The 24656-nt window shown below is 71.5% G+C and carries 18 protein-coding genes and 1 pseudogene; 12 read left to right on the top strand and 7 right to left on the bottom strand.

Going from position 1 to position 24656, the window contains the following annotated elements:
* Nucleotides 1–380: 380 nt before the first annotated feature.
* Both ACIBCM_RS30630 and ACIBCM_RS30625 read right to left on the bottom strand, forming a co-directional pair.
* Nucleotides 381–1907 (bottom strand): MFS transporter, encoded by a 1527-nt coding sequence (locus tag ACIBCM_RS30630; protein ID WP_399248890.1) that lies wholly within the window; start codon nt 1905–1907, stop codon nt 381–383.
* A gap of 265 nt (nt 1908–2172) precedes the next feature.
* Nucleotides 2173–2868, bottom strand: coding sequence for a TetR/AcrR family transcriptional regulator (locus tag ACIBCM_RS30625; RefSeq protein ID WP_399248888.1), 696 nt, complete (start codon nt 2866–2868; stop codon nt 2173–2175).
* A gap of 81 nt (nt 2869–2949) precedes the next feature.
* Here ACIBCM_RS30625 and ACIBCM_RS30620 point away from each other — a divergent pair, with 81 nt between their 5' ends.
* The 4 genes from ACIBCM_RS30620 (at nt 2950) to ACIBCM_RS30605 (ending at nt 8726) form a co-directional block, all read left to right on the top strand.
* Nucleotides 2950–4182, top strand: coding sequence for a hypothetical protein (locus tag ACIBCM_RS30620; protein WP_399248886.1), 1233 nt, complete (start codon nt 2950–2952; stop codon nt 4180–4182).
* Nucleotides 4183–4273: 91 nt separating this feature from the next.
* On the top strand, nt 4274–4513 hold the full coding sequence (locus ACIBCM_RS30615) for a hypothetical protein (RefSeq protein WP_399248884.1): 240 nt from the start codon (nt 4274–4276) through the stop codon (nt 4511–4513).
* 287 nt (nt 4514–4800) lie between these two features.
* Nucleotides 4801–5835, top strand: a complete 1035-nt coding sequence (locus ACIBCM_RS30610) for a polyphosphate kinase 2 family protein (RefSeq protein ID WP_399248882.1) — start codon at nt 4801–4803, stop codon at nt 5833–5835.
* A 2-nt stretch (nt 5836–5837) separates the two neighbouring features.
* Nucleotides 5838–8726: a cation-translocating P-type ATPase gene (locus ACIBCM_RS30605; RefSeq protein WP_399248880.1), complete on the top strand. Its 2889-nt coding sequence runs from the start codon at nt 5838–5840 to the stop codon at nt 8724–8726.
* Nucleotides 8727–8792: 66 nt separating this feature from the next.
* On the opposite strand, the gene ACIBCM_RS30600 is transcribed toward ACIBCM_RS30605, so the two are convergent.
* Complete coding sequence (locus tag ACIBCM_RS30600; protein ID WP_399248878.1) at nt 8793–9728, bottom strand: dihydroxy-acid dehydratase; 936 nt, start codon at nt 9726–9728, stop codon at nt 8793–8795.
* A 171-nt stretch (nt 9729–9899) separates the two neighbouring features.
* On the opposite strand from ACIBCM_RS30600, the gene ACIBCM_RS30595 reads away from it, so the two are divergent.
* Nucleotides 9900–10664 carry a tetratricopeptide repeat protein gene (locus ACIBCM_RS30595; protein ID WP_399248876.1) on the top strand — a complete coding sequence of 255 codons (765 nt, stop codon included), beginning with the start codon at nt 9900–9902 and terminating at the stop codon, nt 10662–10664.
* Between the two features lie 314 nt (nt 10665–10978).
* On the opposite strand, the gene ACIBCM_RS30590 is transcribed toward ACIBCM_RS30595, so the two are convergent.
* Nucleotides 10979–11770 carry a TioE family transcriptional regulator gene (locus ACIBCM_RS30590; protein WP_399248874.1) on the bottom strand — a complete coding sequence of 264 codons (792 nt, stop codon included), beginning with the start codon at nt 11768–11770 and terminating at the stop codon, nt 10979–10981.
* A gap of 58 nt (nt 11771–11828) precedes the next feature.
* Here ACIBCM_RS30590 and ACIBCM_RS30585 point away from each other — a divergent pair, with 58 nt between their 5' ends.
* Nucleotides 11829–13034 (top strand): erythromycin esterase family protein, encoded by a 1206-nt coding sequence (locus ACIBCM_RS30585; protein WP_399248872.1) that lies wholly within the window; start codon nt 11829–11831, stop codon nt 13032–13034.
* A gap of 264 nt (nt 13035–13298) precedes the next feature.
* Here the strand turns inward: ACIBCM_RS30585 and ACIBCM_RS30580 are convergent, their stop codons facing one another.
* Nucleotides 13299–14900, bottom strand: a complete 1602-nt coding sequence (locus tag ACIBCM_RS30580) for a VWA domain-containing protein (RefSeq protein ID WP_399248871.1) — start codon at nt 14898–14900, stop codon at nt 13299–13301.
* Nucleotides 14901–14920: 20 nt separating this feature from the next.
* Complete coding sequence (locus ACIBCM_RS30575; protein ID WP_399248869.1) at nt 14921–16129, bottom strand: AAA family ATPase; 1209 nt, start codon at nt 16127–16129, stop codon at nt 14921–14923.
* 646 nt (nt 16130–16775) lie between these two features.
* Between ACIBCM_RS30575 and ACIBCM_RS30570 the strand changes: the two genes are divergently transcribed.
* The 4 genes and pseudogenes from ACIBCM_RS30570 to ACIBCM_RS30555 all read left to right on the top strand — a co-directional run bounded on the left by ACIBCM_RS30570 (nt 16776) and on the right by ACIBCM_RS30555 (nt 20587).
* Complete coding sequence (locus tag ACIBCM_RS30570; RefSeq protein ID WP_399248867.1) at nt 16776–17165, top strand: DUF2267 domain-containing protein; 390 nt, start codon at nt 16776–16778, stop codon at nt 17163–17165.
* A gap of 928 nt (nt 17166–18093) precedes the next feature.
* A pseudogene (locus ACIBCM_RS30565) lies at nt 18094–19127 on the top strand (transposase); the annotation flags it as partial.
* 10 nt (nt 19128–19137) lie between these two features.
* A complete protein-coding gene (locus ACIBCM_RS30560; RefSeq protein ID WP_399248865.1) occupies nt 19138–19638 on the top strand; it encodes a YfbM family protein in 501 nt (166 codons plus the stop codon).
* A 298-nt stretch (nt 19639–19936) separates the two neighbouring features.
* On the top strand, nt 19937–20587 hold the full coding sequence (locus ACIBCM_RS30555) for a hypothetical protein (protein WP_399248863.1): 651 nt from the start codon (nt 19937–19939) through the stop codon (nt 20585–20587).
* A 380-nt stretch (nt 20588–20967) separates the two neighbouring features.
* On the opposite strand, the gene ACIBCM_RS30550 is transcribed toward ACIBCM_RS30555, so the two are convergent.
* The gene (locus ACIBCM_RS30550; RefSeq protein WP_399248861.1) at nt 20968–21561 is read right to left on the bottom strand and encodes a TetR/AcrR family transcriptional regulator; all 594 of its coding nucleotides are present in this window, start codon (nt 21559–21561) and stop codon (nt 20968–20970) included.
* 152 nt (nt 21562–21713) lie between these two features.
* Between ACIBCM_RS30550 and ACIBCM_RS30545 the strand changes: the two genes are divergently transcribed.
* Both ACIBCM_RS30545 and ACIBCM_RS30540 read left to right on the top strand, forming a co-directional pair.
* Nucleotides 21714–22745 carry an aldo/keto reductase gene (locus ACIBCM_RS30545; RefSeq protein WP_399248859.1) on the top strand — a complete coding sequence of 344 codons (1032 nt, stop codon included), beginning with the start codon at nt 21714–21716 and terminating at the stop codon, nt 22743–22745.
* 417 nt (nt 22746–23162) lie between these two features.
* Nucleotides 23163–24464, top strand: coding sequence for a GNAT family N-acetyltransferase (locus ACIBCM_RS30540; RefSeq protein ID WP_399248857.1), 1302 nt, complete (start codon nt 23163–23165; stop codon nt 24462–24464).
* The last annotated feature ends 192 nt before the right edge of the window (nt 24465–24656 follow it).

Genomic DNA, 24656 nt, shown 5'->3' with positions numbered 1-24656 from the left:
CGGGCTCCTCTTGTCGGGGTCCGGCCGGGGCCGAGGGGGCTCGGTCCGCCGGATGTGGTCACCGCCGACAGCGTCGGCCTTCCCCCGCGGGCAAGGTCAAGGGACAAGAGGTCCGGGGATCCGTCCGCCCGGGTTGGTGGCGCCCACCTCACCGAGCAGCGCCCGCCCACGTTTCCGGTCGCCTCACGTCCTCCCGTACACCCCTTTCCTTCCCGATGTCCGAGCGGGCAACTTCCGCCCTGTGCCCCTGATGGGCCCGGGCTCAGCTGTACGCCGGCACCCGCGAGCAGCGCGTGCCGCGGCCGGTCCCCGCGCGGAGGACCGGGAGAGCGGGGCGGGGCCGGCGGCCCCGGGAGGCCGCCGCCCTGCCCGGTAGCAGGTCAGACGTGCTGGCGCCCGGCGCCGGCGGTCGTCTTCCGGCTGTACTCCTCGTCCTTGTACGGACGGGGCGCGGGAGACCCGGAGAGCATGGCCACGACCAGGGCGGCACCGACGACACACAGTCCGGCGACCCACCAGAGCGCGATGTGCCAGGCGCTGGTGAAGTGGCCGGCGAGGACGCTCTGTCCGGGGCCGCCGGGAAGATGGCCCGCCGTGATCTCCTCGGCCAGATGGCCGGAGCCGACCCGGCTCTGCACCAGGCTGACCAGCAGCGATCCGAAGACCGCCAGGACCAGGGCCTCCGCGCCGCCGCGGACGGTGTTGAGGAAGCCCGCGGCCATGCCCGCACGCTCCGGCTCGACCTGGCTCATGGCCTGGCCGTCGGTGATGCCGAAGGAGACACCCATGCCGATGCCGATCAGCGCCAGCGGACCGAGCAGTTCGAGCGAACCGATCCCCGGCCGCAGGACGGTCAGCCAGGCGCTGCCCGCCGCGATCAGCAGCAGCGCGGTCCCCATCAGGCCCCGTGCGGAGACGCCGCGGGTGATCAGCCAGCCGCCCGCCTGCGGTGCGACGAGCACCGGCACGGTCATCAGGAGCATGGTCACACCCGCTTGGGTCGCCGAGGCGCCGCTCGCGCCCTGGAAGTACGTCGGCAGGAAGGTGAGTGTGCCGACGAATCCGATGGAGGTGATCAGCGTGCCGGCACACCAGGCGGTGTAGCGGCGGTTCTTGAGCAGGCTCAGATCGAGGACGGGGTGGTCGCTGCGGCGCTCCACCACGACGAAGACCCAGAGCAGCGCCGGGCCGAGGACCAGCGACGCGATGATGAGCGGATGGCCCCAGCCGCTCTCGGGGCCCTGGACCAGACCGGTCATCACCAGCGCGAGACCGAGGACGAAGGTGATGACGCCCGGGGCGTCGACGCGCGGCCGCTCCGGTGCCCGGGACTCGGCGATGGTGACGCTGCCGACCAGCATCACGGCGAGGACCACGACGTAGAAGAGGAAACCGGCACGCCAGCCGAGGCCCCCGACCAGCCAGCCCGAAAGGGTGGGCCCGAAGGCGATCCCGATGCCGACGGCCGTGCCCATCGCGGCGAAGGCGCGGGTCCGCGCCGCCCCGTCGAAGGTGGTCGCCAGGATGGCTCCCGAACTGGCGAGGACGCCGGCGGCGCCGGTGCCGGCCACCGCGCGGGCCAGGTCGAGCACGATGATGTGCGGGGCCAGGGCGCTCGCCAGCGATCCCGCGGCGAACAGCCCGCCGCCGATGACGAAGATCCGCCGCCGTCCGAAGAGGTCGGAGAGTGATCCCGCGACCAGGGTGATGGCCGCGAAGAGGAGGTTGTAGATGTTCACGACCCACATCAGTGGTGCGCCCGAGGTGTCCAGGTCCTTCCCGATGCCGGGCAGTGCGACGGCCGCCCCCGAGATGGACATGGGTACGACGAAGACCCCCAGCAGTACGACGACGAGTGTCATGGACGGGCTGGACCGTGACGGGGTGACCGGGTTGGCTGTGCTCAAGGCACGCCCCCTTTCCTGGTGTTGCGGACTGGGGCGACCCTAGAAAGTCAAGTGCGGTTGAGGTCCAGTGGCGGCGGGGAGCTTCGTCAGGACGCCCACTGTGCCCGTGAGCAGGCGGTGAGCGTCGCCCCTCTCCGAGGGCGTGCGCAGGGAGGCTGAGGGTGAGCCCCGGGGCCGTACTCCTTCGAAAGCCGTACGGCGGCGAGCGGACGACGCCGGCAGGGGGCCGGTGTCCGGGGGCCGCGACATGCCGGGAGAGTCCCGGCTAAGTACCGAGCTGGGCCTCGATCCCGTCGAGGATGGTGTGCAGACCGAGTGCGAACGAGCCGTCGAAATCGTCGTTGCCGAGTTCGGCGTGCCGGGCCAGCGTCGGGTAGAGCTCCTTCCGGCGGTCGATGTACTCCTGCGCCCGGCCGCGCACATCGGCCTCCGTGTCAGGGGCACGGTGCAGGGTGCGCCAGCTGTTCTCCGTGGCGGCGTACCCCTGGACGTAGTAGGTCAGGGATCCGACGGCGGCGGTGAGCCGGGGGCCTTCCAGCCCGGCCCCCTGGAGCAGTGAGTAGAAGAACTCGGAGCCGGCGAGGGCATGGGGACCGAGCAGTGGGCGGGTGGACATCAGGGCAGGCAGCCACGGGTGCCTCCGCATGACGCGTCTGCTCTCGATCAGCTGTCTGGTCAGGGCCTCACGCCAGGTCAGGCCGGCCGTGCCGGTGAGCCCGATCTCGGCGACGGCCTCGTCCACCGCGAGGTCGAGCACATCCTCCTTGCCGCCGACGTACTCGTACAGCGACATGGCACCGGCGTCCAGGCGGGCCGCGAGGCGCCGCATGGTCAGTCCCTCCACACCGTCGGCGTCCAGCAGCGCCACGGCGGCCCGGGTGATCCGTTCTCTGGACAGCCGGGGCTTGCGGGGCGGCTTCTCTTCGGCGAACCAGACCGCCGGCGGGCGTGGGCGAGTCACTCCGTATCCCTTCCGTACGTTGTACGGCCCACCGTACAGCTAGCTTCGCGTCGTATCCGATATCGAGGTTCGGGAGGACCGATGACGGTGACACCGCGGGAGTGGCTCCGCGACTATGCCCTGCTGGCACTGCGCGTGAACCTGAGGACGGTGGGGAGCACCACGGGCACCGTGCTCATCTACCGGGGGCCGCGGGAGTGGCGCGACCGGGTGGCGAAGGAGGATCCGCCCCCGGCCGGGCGGCTTGCCGATGACGCCGACGCGCTGATCGGGGACATGCCCTTCGCACCGGAGCGCTCCCGCTATCTGACGGCCCAGGTGAAGGCGCTGCGGGCGGTCGCCCGGCGGCTGTCCGGGGAGGAACTGCCGCTGACGGAGTACGCCCGCGCGTGTCTCGGGGTTTCGGCGCGATGGCTGCCGGAGGAGACATTCGAGGAGGCGCACGCCCTGCTGGACGCCGCGCTGCCGAGGCGGCCCGGGGCCTCGCTGGCCGACCGGCTGCGTACCTGGCAGGCAGCCCACACACTCCCGCCGGGACGCCTGGACCGGCTGCCCGCTCTCGTCGAGCGCGCCGTCGCCGAGACCCGTCGGCGGACCAGCGCCGTCATCCCCCTTCCGGCGGACGAGGTGGTGCGGTGCCGACTGGTGACCGGCGCGCACTTCCGGGCGGCAGGCGACTACGAGGGCGACCTCCGGTCCACCATCCACATCAACAGGGACCTGCCCTTCAATCTGGCCGATCTGCTGTACGTGGTCGCCCACGAGGGGCACCCCGGGCATATCGCCGAGTCACTGCTCAAGGAGCGTTCGCTCGTCGAGGAACAGGGCCTCCTCGACCAGCAGGTCAGGTTTATGCTCGCCCCCTCCTTCGTGATCAGCGAGGGTCTCGGCCTGCATGCGCAGGGCATCGTCTTCCCCGGCGACGAGGCGCAGGCATGGCTCACCGACAACGTCCTCGCCGAACAGGGCATCGCCCCGGACGGCAGCGACTTCGCCGGCGTCCACCGCGCACAGAACATCCTGTTCGGCGTCTGGGCCAACACCGCGTTCATGGCCGCCGAGGGCCGCCCGGACAAGGAGCTGGCCGGCTATCTGTCCCGCTGGGCGCTGACCGGCGACGCGGAGAACGAGGCCGCGCTGGGCTCGCTGAAGGCGACCGGTATGGCCCTGTACGTACTCGGCTACTTCCACGGCTGGAGGATCCTCGACTCCTGGCTGGCCGCACCCGACCGTGACGCCAGGGTCCGGCGTCTGCTCACCGAGCAGCTTCTCCCGGCCGACCTGGAGCGGCCGGGCCGGCGCCCCGGCCGCTGAGGGCGGGCCGCCCAGCCGGACGCACCTCGGCGGTCGTCGGCGTCGGCCTCGGCGCTACGATGCGACGGACGGAGATCCGTGAGCAGGAGGTATGTCTGTGCTGGGTGTGGTCCTGCTCGCGGCACTGCTGCTCGTGGCGGTGGGAGTGGTCTACCTCCTGTCCACCTGGCGTCCCTCGCCCCGCTGGGTCAACCGCAGCGGCCGTAACTGTCCCCAGTGCGGAGGCTTCCGGGTGCGGACCGTGGTCAGCGACGACCGGCTGGACGGGATGCTGGAATGCCGTACGTGCCACCGGGTGTGGGACCCGGCGGACCACCGGCGCCAGGCATAGGGCCGGCCCCCGATCCCCGTACCGCACCGGGTGGAGGCGCGGTCGCCCCGCCCCGGGCATCCGGGCCCGTGCCGCCGGCCCGAGTCCCTGACGGGGCGCCGGGAACGAAGGGGGCACCGCGCGACCGTACTCTCCGTACCGTCGCCGAGCCGGCCACGGCACCCCGGGCCGGATACCCCGCACCGTCAGGCGAACGGCCGTTGTGCGTTTGACGCGCCGTACCCCTCGCCGGACCGTGGCAGTACCTCCCCACGTCGGCGCGGGGCGGCACGGAAGGCTGGTCGGCGATGGCGCAGAAGAAGCCGAAGAGGGGCGGGAAGGCGAAGGCCGGCGGGCGGCCGCGGACGGACGGGAAGCCGGTACCCGGCGGGGACGAGCGTCTTGTGCGCGTCGCCGAGTTCGTCGAACCGCTGCGGGTCCCCCCGGGGACCGAGGTGAACCTGGCCGAGGACTACGACACCCGGTACAAGTCCCGGCTGAAGAAGAAGGACAGCCCCGAACTGCTCGCCTCGGGGGTTGCGCTGCTCGCCGAGTACCAGGCGCGGCTGGCCGCCCAGGACACCTACGGCGTGCTGTTCTGCCTCCAGGCGCTCGACGCCGGGGGCAAGGACGGCACGATCCGCCATGTGATGAGCGGGATGAACCCGCAAGGGGTGACCGTCACCAGCTTCAAGGTGCCGTCCGCCGAGGAACTGGACCACGACTATCTGTGGCGGTACGCCAAATGGCTGCCCGCCCGCGGTGACATCGCGGTCTTCAACCGCTCCCACTACGAGGAGGTCCTCGTCGCCCGGGTGCACCCCGAGGTCCTGGACCGGCAGAAGCTGCCGGACTCGGCGCGGGGCGCGGGGATCTGGGAGCGGCGCTACCGGGAGATCAACAACTGGGAGAGGCATCTGGCCGACAACGGCTTCAAGGTGGTGAAGATCTTCCTCAACCTCTCCAAGGAGGAGCAGCGCGTGCGCTTCCTCAAGCGCATCGACCGCCCGGAGAAGAACTGGAAGTTCTCCGCCGCCGACGTCCGGGAGCGGCAGCGCTGGGACGACTACCAGCACGCGTTCTCCGAGATGCTGTCGGCCACCAGCACCGAGTGGGCGCCCTGGTACGTGGTCCCGGCCGACCGCAAGTGGTTCGCCCGGGTCTGCGCCGCGGCCGTCCTCGTCCACACCCTCGGGGAGATCGACCCCCGATACCCCTCGATCGGCGAGCAGGCCCGGAAGGACCTCCAGACCGTCAGAAGGGAACTGGAGGAGGAGGCTCCGAAGGGAGCCGCGGCCGACCCCTACGCGGAGCGCCACCGCAACGCCGGATCGGAGAGCTGAGCATGCCGGAACAGCCGGACCCGGAAGGCGGTGCCCCGGCGGGCGGACCGCCCGCCGCCGCCGGGGGCCCGGCCTGGTACTCCCGCCTCCCCGAGGACGTCACCTCCGCGCACGGCGTGGACCCCGCGACCGGACTCACCGGCTCCCGCACCGCCGAACTGCTGGCGGCCCACGGCCCGAACGCGCTCCCCGAGGAGAAGCCCGCCCCGGCCTGGCGGCGGTTCCTCGACCAGTACCGCAGCTATATGCAGATCATCCTGGTGGGCGCGGCGGTCGTCTCGCTGGCGATCCAGCAGTGGAGTACGGCGATCCTGCTCGTCCTGCTCACCCTGCTGAACGCGGTCGTGGGCCTGCGCCAGGAGGGCAAGGCCGAGAGCGCGATGAACGCGCTGAAGTCGATGATGAAGGCCACGGCCCGGGTCCGGCGCGACGGCGCCGAGTCGGAGATCCCCGCCGAACAGCTGGTCCCGGGCGACATCGTACTGATCGCCGCCGGGGACCAGGTGCCGGCCGACGGGCGCATCGTGGAGGCGAGCGCGCTCCAGATCGACGAGTCCGCGCTCACCGGCGAGAGCACCCCGGCCGCCAAGGACGCCGGCACCCTGCCGGACACCCCCCTCGGGCCGGGCGACCAGACGAACATGGCGTTCATGAACACGCCCGTCACCCACGGCAGCGGGGTGCTCGTGATCACCGGCACCGGCGCCGGCACCGAACTCGGCAAGATCTCGGGGATGCTCTCCGCCACCGCGAAGGAGGAGTCACCGCTCACCCGGCAGCTCAACAATCTGACGCTGTGGATCGCCGGGGCGGCCGGACTCACCATGATCGTGATGTTCGTCCTCGGCCGTGCCAGGGGCCAGGCGTGGGACGCCCTGTTCGTCAGCGCGGTCTCGCTGGCGATCGCCGCGATCCCCGAGGCCCTGCCCACGGTCACCCAGGTGATCCTCTCCGTCGGCAGCCTCAACCTCGCCAAACGCAACGCGATCGTCAAGGAACTGCCGTCGGTCGAGACCCTGGGCTTCACCTCGGCCATCAACTCGGACAAGACCGGCACTCTGACGATGAACCAGATGACCGCCGTCGAGATCGTCACCCCCGCCGACCGGTACACCGTCTCGGGCACGGGTTACGGGCTGGAGGGCCGGATCCACCACGCGGTCGGGTCCTCAGCGGGCATCGAGGACGCGATCCTGCCCTATCTGATTGCCAACGACGCCGAACTGGTGGACGGCCAGATCGTCGGGGACCCCACCGAGGGCGCCTTCCTGGTGCTCGGCCACAAGGCGGGGCTCGATATCGCCGCCACCCGGGAACGGCTGCCGCGACTGGCGACCCTGCCGTTCGACCCCGGCTACAAGCTGATGGCCACCTTCAACTCCACCACCGGCGCAGAGGGCCGCCCGGTGGTGCGCTGCTTCGTCAAGGGCGCCGCCCCGGCGGTCATGGCCCGCGCCGCCACCGCACTCTCGGAGGGCGCCGAGCGCGTCTGGGACGAGGCGCTGAGCGGACGCGCCCGGCGGGAGACCGAGCGGATGGGGAGCGAGGGGCACCGGGTGATGGCCGCCGCCACCCGGGACATCGACCCCGAGGGATTCGACCCCGGCGGAGACCTCCTCGCCCAGGTCACCGGGTTGCGGATGACCAGCCTCGTCGCCCTGGTCGATCCGCCGCGCGCCGAGTCCAGGGCGGCGGTCGAGAACGCACAGCACGCCCATATCCGGGTCCGTATGGTGACCGGCGACGACGTCACCACCGGCGCCGCCATCGCCCGGCAGCTCGGGATCCCCGGGGAGGCCGTTCTCGGCGCTGACTTCGCCGCGCTGCCGGAGCACGAACAGCTCGACCGGATCGAGCGCATCGGAGTCGTCGGCCGGGTCGCGCCGGAGCACAAGGTCCTGCTCGCCGACACCCTGAAGAAGAAGGGCGACGTGGTGGCGATGACCGGCGACGGTGTCAACGACGCGCCCGCCATCAAGGCCGCGGACATCGGGATCGCCATGGGCAGCGGCACCGACGTGGCCAAGAACGCGGGCCGGATGATCCTCTCCGACGACAACTTCGCCACGATCGTCTACGCGGTGGAGGAGGGCCGGAAGCTCTACGACAACCTCACCAAGTACATCCGTTTCGTCCTGCTGCTGCTCGTCGCCTTCGTCCTCACCTTCCTCGGCGCCACCGTCCTCAATATCGCCGCGGGCGAGCCCTTCACCCCGCCGCAGGTGCTGTGGATCCACTTCATCGTCAACGCCCCCTTCGGCTTCGCCCTCGGTTTCGACCGGGAGAGTCCGGGGCTGATGCGGCGTACACCGCGGCCCCGGGGCGAATCGGTGCTCACCCGGTCACTGCTGCTGACCGTCGCCCTCAGCGGGCTCGCCATCACCGTCATCCTGCTCGGGCTGATCAAGCTGGGCGAGGCGCACTTCGGCAGTGTGGAGACCGGCAGCTCCATCGCGTTCACCGCCTTCGCGCTCTGTCTGATCGTGGCCGCCTTCGAGTCCCGCAGCGAGACCGCCTCGGTGCTGACCACCAGCACCTTCGACAGCAGGCAGATGAACTGGGCCGCTCTCGGCGAGTTCGTGCTCGCCGTCCTGGTCACGCAGATGGACGGCTTCCGCCATATCCTCGGCACCACCCGGATCGATCTGCGGCAGTTCGGCTGGGCGCTGCTGTCGGCCCTGGTGCTGCTGGTGGTGTGGGAGGCGGCCAAGTTCCTCGCCCGCCGTGCGGGGGCGGGGGAGTCCGCGCGTACGGAAGCGGGCGGGCCCGGCACCGCCGTGGGCGCGGCCGGGGGTACCGGCGGCGGTGGTACGGGCGAGGGCGCCGCCGCCCCGGCGGGCGCCGGCGCGGGCGCGGGCACGGGCGGACGATTCAGCCCCTCCGGCGACTGAGGGAGCGCGGGCCTCGGGGCGGAGCCCCGGGAGCCGGTGATCAGGGCACCACCGGGCTTCGGCGGCTCAGCCGTTGAGAGCCGCGTCGAGGTCCGCCACGCGCGCGGCGGCCTCCGCGGCCGTACCCGCGGTCAGGGACGCGCCCATCCCCACCGCCACCGCTCCCGCGGCGATCCACTCGGGAGCGGCCTCCGGGCTGATCCCGCCGGTGGCGACGAACGGGATCTGGGGGAGCGCCGCGCGCATACCGAGGAAGGACTCCGGGGTCCAGCGGCTGGCGGGGAAGAGCTTCACCGCGTCGGCGCCCGCGGAGATGGCCGCGACCGCCTCCGCCGGGGTGTCGACGCCGGGCATCACACTCGCTCCGTAGCGGTGCCCGCAGCTGATGACCTCCGGGTGGAGGGAGGGGGAGAGGAGCAGACGGGCGCCGGCGAGGACGGCGGCCCGCGCGGACGCCTCGTCCAGGACGGTGCCCGCCCCGATCAGCACGTCGTCGCGCTCGCCGGTGATCTGCCGGACGGCGTCGAGGGCCCCGGGGGTGGTGAGGGAGATCTCGACGACCCGCAGACCGGCGACCAGGCAGGCCCTGGCCATCTCCACGGCCTTCGCGGACGAGTCGGTGCGGACGATGCCGACGACCTTCTGACAGGCAATCAGTTCCAGGTGTTCCCAGCGGTACACGGTGTCTCCTACAGCCGCCTCCGGTGCCACATGCAGCACACAGGTCACGTAGGCGGTGCCGCTTATCCGGGCGTCGGAGATCCGGACCATGTCGGTGACGCCCTGCTCCAGCAGCCGCCGGGGCATGGGCAGATTGCCGACCTCCGGCATCCCGGGGTAGCCGCGGGGCACGTCACCGCCTGCGCCTTCGGTGGCCCGGACCTCGACCGGCTCTACATCACCACCTCCGCCATGGGACTCGACCCCGGCACCGAGCCCCGAGCCGGGGCCCTCTTCCGCGCCGACATCGGCGTACGGGGTCTCCCGGCGCGGACCTACCACGTGTGAACCCCCGTCGGCCGCGACGGCGGCCGGGACCGGATGGGGCCGTCGAGGGCGCGCCCGGGTCACGTACCGTTCGCGCACCGCCCGTACGAGGAGCGGGGGCGGGACCCGGCGCCCCATGAGTGCGGCGCTGGACCCTCCCACGATGGGAGAGTCCGGCATGAGGGCATGCACGAAGAACTCCTCACCATCGGGCGCTTCGCCCGCCTGTGCCGGCTGGGCGTCCAGTGGCTCGACAGCAGCCGCCTGCGCACCGGTCATCGGCTGTATGCGCCATCCGCGGGAAGGGGGGCGGGGGACCTCGGCCGTACGCCGCCGAAGGTGAACGCGAGCCGGCGGGGCTGCCCGATCAGGGCCGAGGTCCGGGGCGGGAACGGGGTCACCCGGACCGCACTTGGTGGAAGCGGCATCGTCTGTGAGGCTGGGGGAATGATCACCACACCGGAATGGGAGCGGCGTTCCGCCGATCTGTGGGCCGCGATCGACGACTACGGGGCTGCCGAGTTCCGCGCGAAGGTCGGGGAGCTGGCGGACGAGTTGCCCGAGGGGCACGCGGTCGCGTCCTTCGAGCGCGCTTCGGCCCACGACTCGACCGGCGAGGGGGAGGCTGCCGTACCCCTGTACCGCAAGGCCCTGGAAGCCGGGCTGACGGGCGAACGCAGACGGCGGGCCGTGATCCAGATGTCCAGTACGCTGCGCGCGCTGGGGCACCCGGAGACGGCCGTCGAACTCCTCACCGCGGAGCGGGACCGTGCCACCGATCATCTCGATGACGCCGTCGCGGCCTTCCTGGCACTGGCGTTGATCGACGTCGGCCGCGAACGGGAGGCGGCGTCGATGGCCCTCGGTGCCCTGTCCAAGCACTTGCCGCGCTACAACCGCTCCCTCGCGAACTACGCGCGCATGGCGATCGGTGAGGAGCCGTCCCCCTGACGTTCGTCCCGGCCCGGGCTCCCGACAACCGGGATCACCATCGGCGGCGAGGCCCGGCGGAGGCCCGGTGCATCACGATGGCCGGGCGCCGGGCCGTACCGCGGTTGTCCCGGGGGATCGACGCCCGGGGGCACGGGCCGCCTCCGCGCCCGACCGGACGTCCGTGCGGTCGACGGTGTCGTCCGTGCGCCGCGGTCGGGGCATCCGACGGACCGGAAGGTGCCGGGCGTGCAAAGGGGGAGGAGGACACCCTGTGGATCACCGGGCCCCTCCGCGCCGCGGCCTGCCGGTGGAGGGCCGCCGGGACGGAACCGCTAGGAACCCTGGTTCTCCCGGCCGGCATCGCCTCCGTGTTCACGGAGGTACGCGTCCAGTTCGGCGGCCCCCGCCAGCATGGCCCGCCCGCGGGCGGACAGCCGCCCGCGCCAGTCGCGCAGTGCGGTCTCCAGCGGCTCCAGCCCGCCGGCCGCCCTGACCTGGACGATCAGCGGGGCGATCTGCTCCAGCAGATAGCCGCCCCGCCTGAGCTGATGGGCGAGCCGGGCGTCCCGTACATCGGCCTCGTCGTAGACCCGGTACCCGGTCAGCGGGTCGCGGCGCGGGCGCAGCAGCCCGGCTCGCTCCCAAGCGCGCAGGGTGGCGGGACGGATTCCGAGCTTCCCCGCCAGCGGCCCGATGAACGTGCCGCCCGGCCCGGACCCTGGCCGGGACTCCGCCCTTGGCCCGGACCCTGGCCCCGGTCCCGGCCCTGTACCGGGCTCCAGATCGCGCAGGGCGCTCTCCACGGCCCGGAGGGTCCGGCGGTCGTCGAGGAGCTGGGCGTGACTCTCGTCGATCAGGCGCAACGCCTCCTCGGCCGCGCCCTCGTTCACCGCCCGCATGATCGACGTCGCCGTGCCGTGTCCGTGGCCGGGCACCAGGGCGAGGAACGCGCGCAGGGCCCGCGCGTGGAGCGGGGTGTAGGCGCGGTATCCGTGGGGGGAGCGGGCGGCGGCCGGAAGGATGCCGGCCTCCTCGTAGTTTCTGATCGCCTGCGTGGACAGACCGTGCCCGCGCGCCAGATCAACCGGCCTGAGCCGCTTGCTGGTTTGAAGGTTCCGTCCCATGGTCCTGCCGATATCGCGGGAAAGTCTCAACCGGATGTTCAACGATACCGTAGAGGTCATGACTACTGACATCAAGGACGCCGTCCATCCCTTCGACGCGGCCGCCGTCATGAGGCTGCTCCCGGCCCGGCCGCGGCTGCTCGCCCTGGGCGAGCCCGCCCACGGCGAGGACACACTGCTCGAACTGCGCAACGAACTCTTCCGTCAGCTCGTCGAGCAGGAGGGCTATCGCACGATCACGATCGAGAGCGACTGCCTCATGGGCCTGGTCGTGGACGACTACATCACCTCGGGCACGGGCACACTTGACGAGGTCATGGAGCACGGCTTCAGCCACGGCTTCGGCGCGTCCCCGGCCAACCGCGAACTCGTGCGCTGGATGCGCGCGTACAACGACGGCCGACCCGTGTCCGAGTGCCTGCGTTTCGCAGGGTTCGACGGGCCGCTGGAGATCACCGGAGCCGCGAGCCCGCGGGGGGCCCTCACCGCACTCCACGGCTACCTCGCGGCCCATGTGGACGAGGCCCTGCTCCCCTGCACCGCGGACACGCTCGACCGCCTGCTCGGCGCCGACGGCCCGTGGACCGAACCCGCCGCCATGATGGATCCGACCCGCTCCGTGGGGCGGTCCGCCGAGGCGGCGGGACTGCGGCTGCTCACCGACGACCTGGTGACGCTCCTCGACGCACGGACGCCGGATCTGATCACGGCGACATCACGGGACGACTGGGGCCGGGCGCGACTGTACGGGCGCACCGCCACCGGCCTGCTGCGCTACCACTTCTGGATGGCCGACACCACCCCGAGCCGTATGACGCGGCTGCTGGGCCTGCGGGACTCGATGATGGCCGAGAACCTCCTCGCCCTCACCGAACGAGGTCCGGTACTGGCCTTCGCCCACAACAGCCATCTCCAGCGGGAGAAGAGCACGATGCGCATGTGGGACCAACCCCTGCTGGAGTGGTGGAGCGCCGGGGCGCTGGTGAGCCTCCGCCTGGGCGAGGAGTACGCCTTCCTGGCCACGCACCTCGGCACGATCCGGCACGAGGGGGTGGACACCCCGACGCCCGACACCGTCGAGGGCCTCCTGTACGCGCTCCCTGAGGACCGCTGCGTCGTCGACGCGCCCGGGCTGGCATCAGCCCTCGCCGACGCACAGGTCGCCCCGCGGGTGTCATCGTACTTCGGCTACGCCCCGCTCGACCCGGCGCATCTCGCCGCCCACGACGGGATCGTGTTCGTGAAGGACGTACCGAGGAGTTAGGCCGTATCGCCCCCGACCGGTCCGGCTCGCGGCGCCCCGAACGCAGGGGCGCTGTCGCTCATCTCGCCCACGGCGCATCTGGGGCAGCCCGGGCGCCACCACCCCCCGCGTCGCGGACTCCACACGCGCCCAAGCCGGGACCTCGGCGACTTCACCCAGCCCCGTCCTGGAGCCGACGGGCCATCAATCGCCCTACAGAGCCCACCTCGTGCTTCTGCAAGGCGGGAACGGATCCGCCCCGGGGCACACGGGGCGGAGACCGGATCAGATCACACGGAAGAGGTCTGCGGCGGCGTGGACGTCGGTCAGGTCCTCGATGGAGCGGAGGTTGTCGCACAGGGCCTCCAGCACCGAAACGGCTCCGGCGGCGGTCGGGGCGCCGATGGCCACGCCGAAGACCCGGAAGCCCAACCGGCGCTTGGCCTCGTTCCAGCCCCGCATCCACTCCTCCGTGACACCGCATTCGTCGTCCGTGATCAGCACGATGTCACCGCGCGCGCGGGCGGTGTCGTCGAACTCCTCCTCCAGCAGTTCACCGGCCGCGGTCAGCGGAGTCTGATAGCTGGTGCCGCCGCCGAGGAAGGTCTCCGCGAAGTCGAGCACCCTGCCGATGCCGGCGGGCTCGTCCGCCGGGAAGCGGAAGACCCGGATCTGGCCGGGGGAGGAGAACACGATGCCGACGAAGTCACGCCTGGCGCGACGGGCCTGATCCAGCAGCGCCAGGGCACACGCCTTCGCCCACGCCTCCCGGGTCACTCCGCCGGGCCCCTCCGCGTACATCGAGTGCGAGGTGTCCACACACGCGATCACGGCGCCCCGACCGGTGGACTGCTCTCCCCGGCTGTCGTAGAGCATCAGCTCCCCGGCGGCGTAGCGCGCGGCGAACACGGCACGCGTCTCGGGCAGACCGAGGTTGGCCAGCTCGGAGGGGATGAGGCGGGACAGGTCATCGCCGAGGGTGACGCCGATCAGCTCCCCGGTGGTGTTCTCCACCTTGCGGGCGCGCTCACCGCCTGCCATCTGACGGAAACGCCCGATCAGTTCGGCCCACCGCGCCAGCCGGCCGGTGCGCAGCCGCTCGGCGAGCCGGGCGCGCCCGTCGAACGGCATCCGCTCCAGCTCGCCCGCGCCCACACCCCATGCCCGCATCAGCGCGGCCTCCGCCCGCGCGGCCCCGGCGGCCTTCACCGTCGCGTTCCGCGCGGCCGTACGGATGCCCGGGGCCGCCGCCGCGAGGGCCCGCGCCGCGTCCTGGACGGCCTGCTGCGCCGCTGCACCGGCTGCCTCGGCACCCTCGATCGCCCGCTGTACGGCGTCCGCGGCCGGGGCAGGCACCGGGCCTGCCCCGTCCGCGGCCTGCCGGAGTGCGTCGCCCACGGCGCCCGCGGCCTCCCGCTGTGCCTGTACCGCCTGCTCGGCCCGCCGCTGAGCACCCCGGGAGTGCTCCAGCATCCCGCGCAGCGCAGGGGCCTGCGCGAGCACCGCCATGGCGGCGGCGTAGCGGTCTCCGGCCGTCTCCCGGCGCAGCCCGGTGAACTCAGGTGACTCCACGAGCGAGCTGACGATCTGGTGGTTGACCAGCCGGGAGGGGGCCATCTCCTCGCGCTCGCGCAACCGGGGGGCGGCCTGGTAGGCGACCAGGAACACATCGGTCAGCAGGTCGGCGGCGCAGTCGTGACGCCCGGTCAACTCCTCGGTCAGCTCGCGCAGTCCGGCCGACTCCTCGTAGGTGTCTCGCCAGGAGATCCGGTCGGACCAGGCGGCGGCCACGGCCGCGGTGTGCCGCTCGGGAGCCGCGGCGGACGACTCCGGCGACACCCCGGCCAGGCTCGCCGGCTCGTCGAGTGTGTCCGGTGTCCCGTCCATGGCGTGGATCCCCTCGATGTTCAGAGCTGGGCCTGTACCGTACTCGCGTCCACGCCGAGGGCCTCGGTGAGGACACGGGCGCGGACCGCTCGCTGGCGGCCGGAGATCCGGTCGATGGCGGCGGTCGAGCGGCCGGCGCCCGCCGCCTCCGCACGCAGCTTCTCCAGCCTCTTCCCCGCCGTGGCGAGCTTGTTGTGGGCCTTTTTGATGACCCACTCGCTCAGCGCCTCGCGGGACTGGCCGGCCATCGCGTCGAGCTGGGCCTCCAACTCCTCGATGGCGTCGGCCAGGTCCAGCGCCTCCTTGGCGTCGGGGTGGACCAGTTGCAGCACCTCGCGCTCGACGATGGGGCGCTGGGCGGGGGAGTCCCACAGCACATGGGTCAGCACCGCCAGATCCGTCGTGGCCACCGCCGCCCGGCCGTCGAGGAACGCGGACGCCTGGAGCAGGCCCACCGCCTGCCGCCAGCGCCGGTCGGAGGCGATGAGTTCCTTGCGGCGCAGCGCGGCCCGCAGCGTACACACGGCGTCCACGATCGCCTCGGGGACGTCTACGGCCGGGACGGCCTCGGTCACGGCGTGGCGCAGCGCGGCCAGTTCGACCGTGGTCCGGTTCGGCTCCTGCGGGCGGGTGACGGCGGAGCGGACCAGTGCGGCGAAGTTCGCGGGATCCGCCAGATAACCGACCTCGATCCGCACCAGCAGCCGGTCGTAGACCGCGGCCGAATCCTCGCCGCCCGGCAGTTCGTTGCTCGCCGTGATGGCCCCGATCAGAGGGCAGCGGATCGGCTCGCCGCCGTTCTCGGGGTGGTATATCCGCTCGTTGAGAAAGCCCAGCGTCTCGTTCAGCGCCGCCGTGGAGCACTTGAAGATCTCGTCGATGAACGCGATGTGCGCGGTCGTGGCCCGGCCCTCGTAGACCTGGCGGTACTCACCTTGGGCCAGCGCGGCGACGTCGATGGGGCCGAACATCCTCGTCGGCGCGGTGAACTTCGACAGCAGGATCTCCCAGTAGGCCGCACCCTCGATCCTGCCCGTGAGCTCCCGGGCCATCTCGGACTTCGCGGTGCCGGGCGGGCCGAGCATCAGTGAGTGCTGCCCTGCCAGCAGCGTGACCACCAGCGTCCGTACCACGTCGGCCCGCTCGTAGAACCGGTCCGACAGCTCGTCGCCGATCGCCCGCAGCCTTGTGGCCGTGTCCTGTGCGTCCTGCGTGTCCTGTGCGCCCATGTGCAACTCCTCGCCTGCGCCGCCCTTCACGGGTCGGCGGACTGCCCCTTCTCCGACGCCACGACGACGGGACGAGCAGCCGAGGGGACAGCGGTGACGCCGGGCCGTTCTCGGCAGCGGTCCTTCGCCGGAGCAGGATTACCGGCGGGCAGCGATGCCGCCGCCGGTCTCCGATCGGTTACCCGCATACGATCGCTCATCGGGTGCCGGCGGCTCCATCCGGTATCCGCGGCTCGGCGGACGGGCTTGCTCCCGGTCCGGGAGACGGCAGGACTCGGGCTGTTGCCCCTGGCACGGCCCCCGAGACGCTGATGCTGGATCATGCGCGTGCCGAATGCGCGTTACCGCGGGACCCTCCGGGGGGCCGGAGGGCAGGGCAGCCCTCGCGCGGGCGGCTCCGGCGGGCAGGGACACCGGGTCGGGTTCCCGTACCGACGGTGAAGTGATGGCGGCCGTTGGGGTGAGGGCGGACGCCGGCGAGACGCGGCGCCGGGCCCGGCGGGGACTTCACCGGTCCGCCCCGTCGGCAGGGGCCGAATGGCCGGGACCACGGGTGCGGGCTGCCGCTGTTTCTGCGACGTTGGTCCCGTTCCGTCACTCCTCCCCGGGGTGGAGCACCCGGTCCGAGCAGGGAGGCACACTCCTGATGTCCGACGACGCTTTTCTGGCCCGTGTCCGTGACCGGGGCGAGTACACCAGCCGGGAAGAGGCAGCGGTCATCAGCCATGCCGTGCTCGCCGTGCTCGCACAGCATCTCGGCCGTGAGGGCGCCTGCCGTCTGGCCGCGCGGCTTCCGGAGCGTCTGGCCGGGACGGTGAGCGCTTCCTGCGGGGCGGAGGCGGAGGACCTGGAGGTGGAGGAGTTCTGCCGCCGGGTCGCCGGGCATACGGGGATCCGGCCCCGTACCCCTCAGTGGGACATTCACGCCGTCGTGTCCACCGTCGCCGACGCGCTCTCCCCCGGAGAACGGGGTGCTCTCCGCGCCCGGCTGCCCATCGGTCTCACCACGCTGCTGGATCCCGAACCTCCGGGCTGAGCCGACGGGGGACGGCCGGCTCGGCCCGCCCCCGGGGGGGGCCACGAAGGCACGCGTCCGCCCGGCGTCCCTCCGGAACCCCGCCTGCTCGGAAAGCAGCCCGGGACTCCCTCCTGACCCCCTCGACACCTCTGCCGATGCGGTGATCACCCTCCCGGCCGTGCGCCGCTGGACCGACCCGGGGCACTCACCGTGTGCCGACCTCTCAGCCGAAGGCTGTGCACTGTGCCAGGTGCGACATGTCGACCGTCCGGGTCCGAGCCCGGGAGTCGATCCCCGTGTGGCCGAGTCCGCCACCGGGAACTCAGCGCAGGCCGGACCCCGGATTCGACGCGCGACGGGGTTTCTCCGGGTTGCGGACGTGGTAGCTCACCCGCCCCGACCCCCGCTTTCGATCACACCGCACTCACGATCGACAGGAGAACGGCTTCGCACCAGCACCCCGACCTCCGAGAACTCCTTCAGTCGGGACCGCACTCGGGCACACGGCCCGGCCGGTCCCGCCGATCTCCGCGGCAACTCGCTTGCGCAACCGCCGGTCCCGACGCCATTGCCTGGCACGACACGCCGCAGAGCAGAACCCCGCCCCAGGCCCGGCGGCCGGGCTCAGCCGATCGCCACAGCACGCGCGGCCCCGCCCCGCGCTCTGCCCGCGCGACCTCGGACACCCAGCCGGCCCAGCGCCCGAGGCATTCAGAACCGCGCATCGAGAACAGGCGCTCACCTTGCCGTTTATGGTCCGGTGTCGAACGCGGCTCGAACTTGATCGGTGTTTTCGCAGTTCAGCGCACGTGAGGGCGGCCTTCGTCTGATCCTGTGCTCCGTCACAGAGGCAGAGGGTCAGCGCGAAGGCCGTGGTCATGAGTTTGGTGCATCAGATCGTTTTGCGGGATGCGTTCGCGGAGGTGTCACGCTTCCGGTCGGAGCTGCGGTCCGCCTGGAGCCCGGCGCCGACATCGCCGCGGTCACCACGGTCCAGATCCGCGAGGTCGTCGAGCACCTCATAGCCGCCGGCCAGTGGAGGCCGGCTGATCCGGAGGTCCTGGTCGTGCTGGACGCCGGCTACGACGCCCCGCGCATCGCTCACCTGCTGGACGGCCTGCCCGTGCAAATCCTCGGACGGCTTCGTTCCGACCGGGTGATGCGCCGACCGACACCCTCGCGTGAAGAGTTCCACCTGGCCAACCCCAAGGGCGGCCGCCCAGGCATGGTGGCGAGTTCGTCTTCGGCCGCCCCGAAACCTGGGGCGAGGAAGCGGTGGTGACCGTGACCGATACCAACCGCTACGGGGCGGCGACCGCGCAGGCATGGGACCGGCTGCACCCCCGACTGACCCGCCGGGGGGCTTGGGACGACCACGAGGGACCCTTGCCGATCATCGAAGGCACAGTGTCCGGTTGACGGTCGAGAAGCTGCCGAGCGGCGGGGTGAACAAGCCCGTCTGGCTCTGGTGGTCGGGCACCGGTGCGGGCTCTGAGGACGTGGATCGGTGCTGGAGAGCATTCCTGCGAAGGTTTCGACGTGGAGCACACCTTCCGCCTGTTGAAGCAGACGCTCGGCTGGACCCGCCCCAAGCTCCGGGACTCCGCCGCAGCCGACCGCTGGACCTGACTCGACCTGGCCGCACACACTCAGCTCCGTCTCGCCCGCCCACTCACACAAGACCTTCGTCGGCCATGGGAACGACCAGCGGAACCGAACAGACTCACTCCCGCCCGAGTCCGCCGGGGGTTCAGGAACCTACGAGCGAAGACCGGCACGCCAGCCGGTGCACCGGAACCCAGCCGGCCCGGGCCCGGCCGCCCGCTCGGCTCGAAGAACAAGCAGCCTGCCACCCACTGCGGCGTCGGACGGGTCCTCGCCACCGGTGAGTCCTACTCCAGACCCGCACACCACAGGGTCGGCACCAAACCGCGTCGCACGGGAGGAGCAGCCGGACCTGCTGTCGGAGCCTCTCCGTAAGCTGCCGCCCATGAGCATGAACGGCGAGTACCTGCGCGTCACACCCGAAGAACTGACCCGGGCTTTGAAGGATCCCCAGTGGGCTCTGGACCTCGCCGAGGAGATCCAGGACGCCCAGGAAGACAACCAGACGACACCGGCCGAAGCCCGTCACTTCACCACGCACCAGACCTGGAATCTGCTGGATTTCCTGCTGAAGCGTTCGGCGTTCCCGGTGAGCATCGTGCACGGCGAGGAACCCTTCGCCGAAGCCGATGACTGGGGCTACGGGCCGCCGCGATATCTGACGGCCGACCGCGTACTTCTGGCCGCCGACAAGCTGACTCAGATGACGTATGAACAGCTGATTCACGATGTCGATCACTCGGAACTCGCCGCAGCCGAGATCTACCCCCAGATCTGGGATTCACCGACGTCGCTGGGCTGGGCCCGAGACCTGTTCACCCCGCTGACGGAGTTCTTTCAGGCCGCAGCCTCTGATGGCCACGCCATGGTGATCTGGCTCGACTGAGAACCCGTCCCGCCTGCCGGACGTTAAACGGCAAGCTCACGGTCGTACACCGGGACGGTGCCGCCAGGGACACCGCCCTTGCCCACCGGCCGGACGGGGCCTTTGTGGCGCCCGGGCGCGGGGGACGCGAACCCGTGCCCACTCTCGGGTCCGCAGGCCCGGAGCGGGCAGGCTGCCTCTACCGCGTGGCCTTCGACCACTGGCTCCGGCAGAGCGGGGAGACCGGCGGTTCGCGCGCGGGATGACCGCTCCAGGCGGGCTCCCGTGACTGTCAGTGCTCTCTGGGACCATGGCGATCATGAGCCACAACATCTCGTCATCCACTGCGGACAAGGCCAAGATCTTGGCCTACCTGGGCAGCAAGGGCGATCTCTCACCGGACCAGCAGCGCCGCCTCGCCGTGATCCGCGAGGCGGCGCAGGGGCACCAGGACGACCTTGACCGTCAGGGTGTCGACTGGGGCCTTTCCCTTCCGGATGCACTCGATCACCTTCTGGCCGGCCACACCGGCTCGGACGCGGACTGCGCGGGAAACGCGTACCACTCGGCGCTCCAGCACATCATCGACCACAACGGATCCGACCCGGACCACCTCGGCACCTATTCGCGGCCTTCCACCTTCTTCAGCCTGGTGGACGAGGCGCTGCACGGCCTCGGGGTCCCCGCCGATCTGCTGCCGCACGCGTACCTCTACGGCGGACCGCCCTCGGACTTCCCCCTTCTCCCGGCGTCGGTCGACGGCTACCCGGCGATCGGACACCTGCCGCTGGCCAAGGCCAAACCCGCTGCCGACGCCTACCGCGCCGTGCTGGACCACCTCGACGACGACTTCCTCTATGAGGTCCAGCAGCTCATTGAAGTACTGGATATCTGGCACGAAGGGTGGGAGTACTCCACAGCCAATGTCGCCTGGTACACCCAGGACACACTCTTCTTCCGTCTCGTCTGACGGTCCGGGGCCCCATCGGCCGGGGCCAGCAGAGCTTCCAGCCCATCCGCCCCCGGACCGCCGACGGAGCGCTTGATCCGACGTGCCGAGCCTCTGCCGGGTGCCTGGGATGACGTCCACCGAGCAGGCCCGCTGCCGCGGTGAAGACTGCCGACCGCGTCATCGAGGTGGTACGGCTCCCTGCGCGCCGCGGTCCGCCGGTCGCGGTAACGTGCCGCGGCCATGGGGTTGATGGCGTACCCGGAGCGGCCGGCCGAGCGCAGTGCGGTGACTGGGAGGACTTCACCACGCTGCACGAGCAGGACCTGACCGCCGCCGGTCCTGGCCCCGCCCCGTGAGTCCCGCGATTCAGCGCAGCCGCACACGCGATGCCGCCGAGGTCAGGGGTGGGGTCGGCGCAGCCCTGCGACGAGGAGTTCGACCATGCGGCGTGCGTCGTAGCGGGAATCGCTGTCCGCGCCGATGCAGAGGTTACCGACGCCGCGCATGAGCTGGTACGCATCGATGTCGGGGCGGATCTCGCCGGCGACGGCTGCGGCTTCGAGCAGTTCGGTGCACACGGGCACGAGGCGGTCGAGGAAGTAGGCATGCAACACCTCGAACCCGGCGTTGTCGGCCTGCAGTACGGCGGCGAGTCCGTGCTTGGTGACCAGGAAATCAGCGAAGAGGTCGATCCACTGCCTCAGCGCGGAGTGCGGAGAAGGGCTGGTCGCCAGCAGGGCCGGACCGGCATCGGCGCAGGCGTCGACCTGGTGCCGGTAGACGCCGATGATGAGGTCCGCTCGCGCCGGGAAGTGGCGGTAGATCGTGCCCACCCCGACGCCGGCCCTGGCCGCGATATCGCGTACCGGCGCTTCCACGCCCGACACGACGAAGACCGCGGCGGCAGCATCGAGCAGGACCTTCTGATTGCGGCGGGCGTCCTTCCGCCTGGCCGGGGCCGGCTGCCCCGCGCCCTCGTCGCCGTCGTTCACCGTGCCGCTCCTTCCACACCGCTTGCAAAAACGGAACCATGTTCCGTATCGTTCCGGAACATGGTTCCGTTTTTCTCATGATGCCAGAGCAGGGGCCCGGCGACCAAGCCACGCGATGCACCGCGCTTCACCCACAACGAGGAGACAAGGCCATGCAGTACCGCACTTTGGGCCGCACCGGTGTGCAGGTCAGCACCCTCGCACTCGGAGCGATGAACTTCGGGAAGATCGGACGCACCACCCAGGAGGAGGTCACCGCCATCGTCGACGCCGCCTTGGAGGCGGGGATCAACCTGATCGACACCGCCGATGTCTACAGCGGCGGCGAGTCGGAAGAAATGGTCGGCAAGGCCATCGCGGGCCGCCGCGACGACATCGTGCTGGCCACGAAGGCGACCATGCCGATGGGCGACGAGCGCAATCGCCAGGGCAGTTCCCGCCGCTGGCTGGTCACCGCGCTGGAGGAGAGCCTGCGTCGGCTCGGCGTCGATCACATCGATCTCTACCAAATCCACCGGTGGGACCCGAACACCGGCGACGAGGAGACCTTGTCGGCGTTGACCGACCTGCAGAGCGTGGGAAAGATCCGCTACTTCGGCTCCTCGACCTTTCCGGCCTACCGCATCGTGCAAGCCCAGTGGGCCGCCCGCGAGCACCACTTGAGCCGTTACGTCGCCGAACAGCCCAGCTACTCGATCCTGCAGCGCGGCATCGAGGCCCATGTGCTGCCCGTGACCGAGCAGTACGGGCTCGGTGTGCTGGCATGGAGCCCGCTTGCCTCGGGCTGGCTGTCGGGAGCGATCCGCGAGGGCAGCGAGATCACCACCAGCCGCTCAATGTTCATGCCGCAGCGCTTCGACACCGCCATCCCCTCCAACCGGGCCAGGCTCGACGCCGTCGAGCAACTGGCCGAGGTGGCCGACGAGGCCGGCCTGACGATGATCCAGCTCGCGCTCGGCTTCGTGACCGCGCACCCCGGCGTGACCAGTGCGCTCGTCGGCCCCCGCACGCTGGACCACCTGCACTCGCAGCTTGCCGCCGGGGACATCCGGCTCTCCGCCGACGTACTCGACGCGATCGACGCCATCGTCGCTCCCGGCACCGACCTCGCCGCACACGAGAAGAACGACACCCCGCCCGCGCTGCTCGACCCGTACCTGCGGCGCCGCCGGTCGTCCCAGTGACAGCCTCCGTATCCACTCGTGTGGCATTCGGAAGTGCCGCGCAGTGACAGGGAGCTCAGCGCCGACTCCAGCCTTGGGTCATGGACGAGGACCGACAGCCATTGACTGGCGGTAGCGGTGACTCCGCCTCATGGTCGGCTTACGGGACTCCCGGCACCTGGCGGTCTCCCCGACAAGCCGGCCCGCTGCCGCCACGCCTCGCCGTTCCCTGGTGAGCGAACGGGGCTGTACGGTGCCGGCCGCCGTCGAGGCAGGCCGGATTCCCCGGCGCCGTCCGCACAGCTGCCGCCAACTGCTGGGGGAGAACGCCTCCTCCGCCTCCCGCACCGACGCTCGGCCGCGGACCGGCCCCGGGGGCGCCAACAAGGAGATCACGCGACACCTGTGTGCCACCCCTGAGTTCCGGGAGCGCCCGCTGTGAGCGACCCCGACCCGCCCGACCACTCTCCTGTCACCGACCTGGTGACGGAGGCTTTCTTCACCCTGCACCACGATCTGCCCCGGCAGAGCCCCGGCTCGGACGCCACCACACGGCGCCTGCTGGAGATGGCCGGGCCACTGCCCGAACGTCCGCGTGTGCTGGACGCGGGCTGCGGCCCCGGCCGCTCCACTCTGCTGCCGGAGGAGGAAGCCGGTGCGCACGTGACCGCGGTCGACCTGCACCAGCCCTTCCTGGACGGCCTCGCCGCCGAGGCGGCCCGCCGGGGCCTGGGCCATCGGATCACGGTCGTCAACTGCTCGATGGACCGGCTCCCGGTCCCCGATCACAGCTTCGACGTGATCTGGGCCGAAGGATCCGCATACACCGTCGGCTTTGACGTCGCCCTGCGCGCCTCGCGTCGCCTGCTCGCCCCGGGCGGCGTCCTCGCCATCACCGAAATCGAATGGACCAAGCCCAGCCCCGCTGCTCCGGCGCGCGCCTCCTGGGACGCGATCTACCCACTGCGCACCCACGCCGCGAACACCGCCTCCGCCCAGGCCGCAGGCTATCGCCTCCGCGCGCACTGGCCGCTGCCGGAAAGCAACCGGTGGGACGAGTACTACACGCCGCTCACCCAGCACATGGCCCTGGCGGACCCGCAGCAGCCCGGCATGCCGGAGGCCCTGGCCGCACACCGGACAGAGATCGACATGCGGCGCGAACACGGCGGCGACTACTGTTACGCCGCCTACCTCCTCAGCCCTGACGACACCACTGAGAACGGAATCATGACCACCTGGACCGCCCGTCCCGAAACCGCGGACGACATGCCCGTCGTCCGAGACATCCTCCTCGCGGCCTTCCCCACGGACGCCGAGGCCGACATCGTCGACGCCCTGCGCGCTGACCCGAAGGCGTGGATCGACGGCCTGTCGATGGTCGCCGCGGCCCCCGACAGCACCCCGGTCGGGTACGCGCTGCTCACCCGCTGCCACGTCGACGGTGAACCTGCCCTCGCCCTGGCCCCGTGCGCGGTACTTCCCTCGGTCCAGCGCACCGGTGCCGGCTCCGCGGCGATCCGCGCCGCCCTGGCAGCCGCCGGGGCCATGGGAGAGAACCTCGTTCTCGTCCTGGGACACGCCGACTACTACCCTCGGTTCGGCTTCACGCCGGCCTCCCGCTTCGGCATCCGAGCCCCCTTCGAAGTACCTGACGAGGTCATGATGGCGATGGCTCTGGACGACACCCGCCCGGTCCCGGCGGGCACCATCCAGTACCCCGTCGCGTTCGGCGTCTGATCCCTCCTGTGGCGGGGGGGGGGGGGGGGGCCCCCGGCGCCCCCCCCCCCCCCCCCCCCCCCCCCCCCCCCCCCCCCACCACCCCCACCCCCCCCCCCCCCCCCCCCCCCCCCCCCCCCACAACCACCCCCCCCCCCCCCACCCCCCCCCCCCCCCCGCCGACCCCCCCCCCCCCCCCCCAAACACCCCCCC

The organism is Streptomyces sp. NPDC051018, assembly GCF_044456085.1.
GTDB lineage: Bacteria > Actinomycetota > Actinomycetes > Streptomycetales > Streptomycetaceae > Streptomyces.
Note: the sequence above shows the minus strand (reverse complement) of the source record. Positions and strands in the feature narration are given on the sequence as shown.

Bases quoted from the DNA above. Each gene is read 5' to 3' on its own strand.
- ACIBCM_RS30620 (WP_399248886.1), top strand. From the start codon at position 2,950: ATGACGGTGACACCGCGGGAGTGGCTCCGCGACTATGCCCTGCTGGCA.
- ACIBCM_RS30615 (WP_399248884.1), top strand. From the start codon at position 4,274: ATGTCTGTGCTGGGTGTGGTCCTGCTCGCGGCACTGCTGCTCGTGGCG.
- ACIBCM_RS30610 (WP_399248882.1), top strand. From the start codon at position 4,801: ATGGCGCAGAAGAAGCCGAAGAGGGGCGGGAAGGCGAAGGCCGGCGGG.
- ACIBCM_RS30605 (WP_399248880.1), top strand. From the start codon at position 5,838: ATGCCGGAACAGCCGGACCCGGAAGGCGGTGCCCCGGCGGGCGGACCG.
- ACIBCM_RS30595 (WP_399248876.1), top strand. From the start codon at position 9,900: ATGCACGAAGAACTCCTCACCATCGGGCGCTTCGCCCGCCTGTGCCGG.
- ACIBCM_RS30590 (WP_399248874.1), bottom strand. From the start codon at position 11,770: ATGGGACGGAACCTTCAAACCAGCAAGCGGCTCAGGCCGGTTGATCTG.
- ACIBCM_RS30585 (WP_399248872.1), top strand. From the start codon at position 11,829: ATGACTACTGACATCAAGGACGCCGTCCATCCCTTCGACGCGGCCGCC.
- ACIBCM_RS30580 (WP_399248871.1), bottom strand. From the start codon at position 14,900: ATGGACGGGACACCGGACACACTCGACGAGCCGGCGAGCCTGGCCGGG.
- ACIBCM_RS30575 (WP_399248869.1), bottom strand. From the start codon at position 16,129: ATGGGCGCACAGGACACGCAGGACGCACAGGACACGGCCACAAGGCTG.
- ACIBCM_RS30570 (WP_399248867.1), top strand. From the start codon at position 16,776: ATGTCCGACGACGCTTTTCTGGCCCGTGTCCGTGACCGGGGCGAGTAC.
- ACIBCM_RS30560 (WP_399248865.1), top strand. From the start codon at position 19,138: ATGAGCATGAACGGCGAGTACCTGCGCGTCACACCCGAAGAACTGACC.
- ACIBCM_RS30555 (WP_399248863.1), top strand. From the start codon at position 19,937: ATGAGCCACAACATCTCGTCATCCACTGCGGACAAGGCCAAGATCTTG.
- ACIBCM_RS30545 (WP_399248859.1), top strand. From the start codon at position 21,714: ATGCAGTACCGCACTTTGGGCCGCACCGGTGTGCAGGTCAGCACCCTC.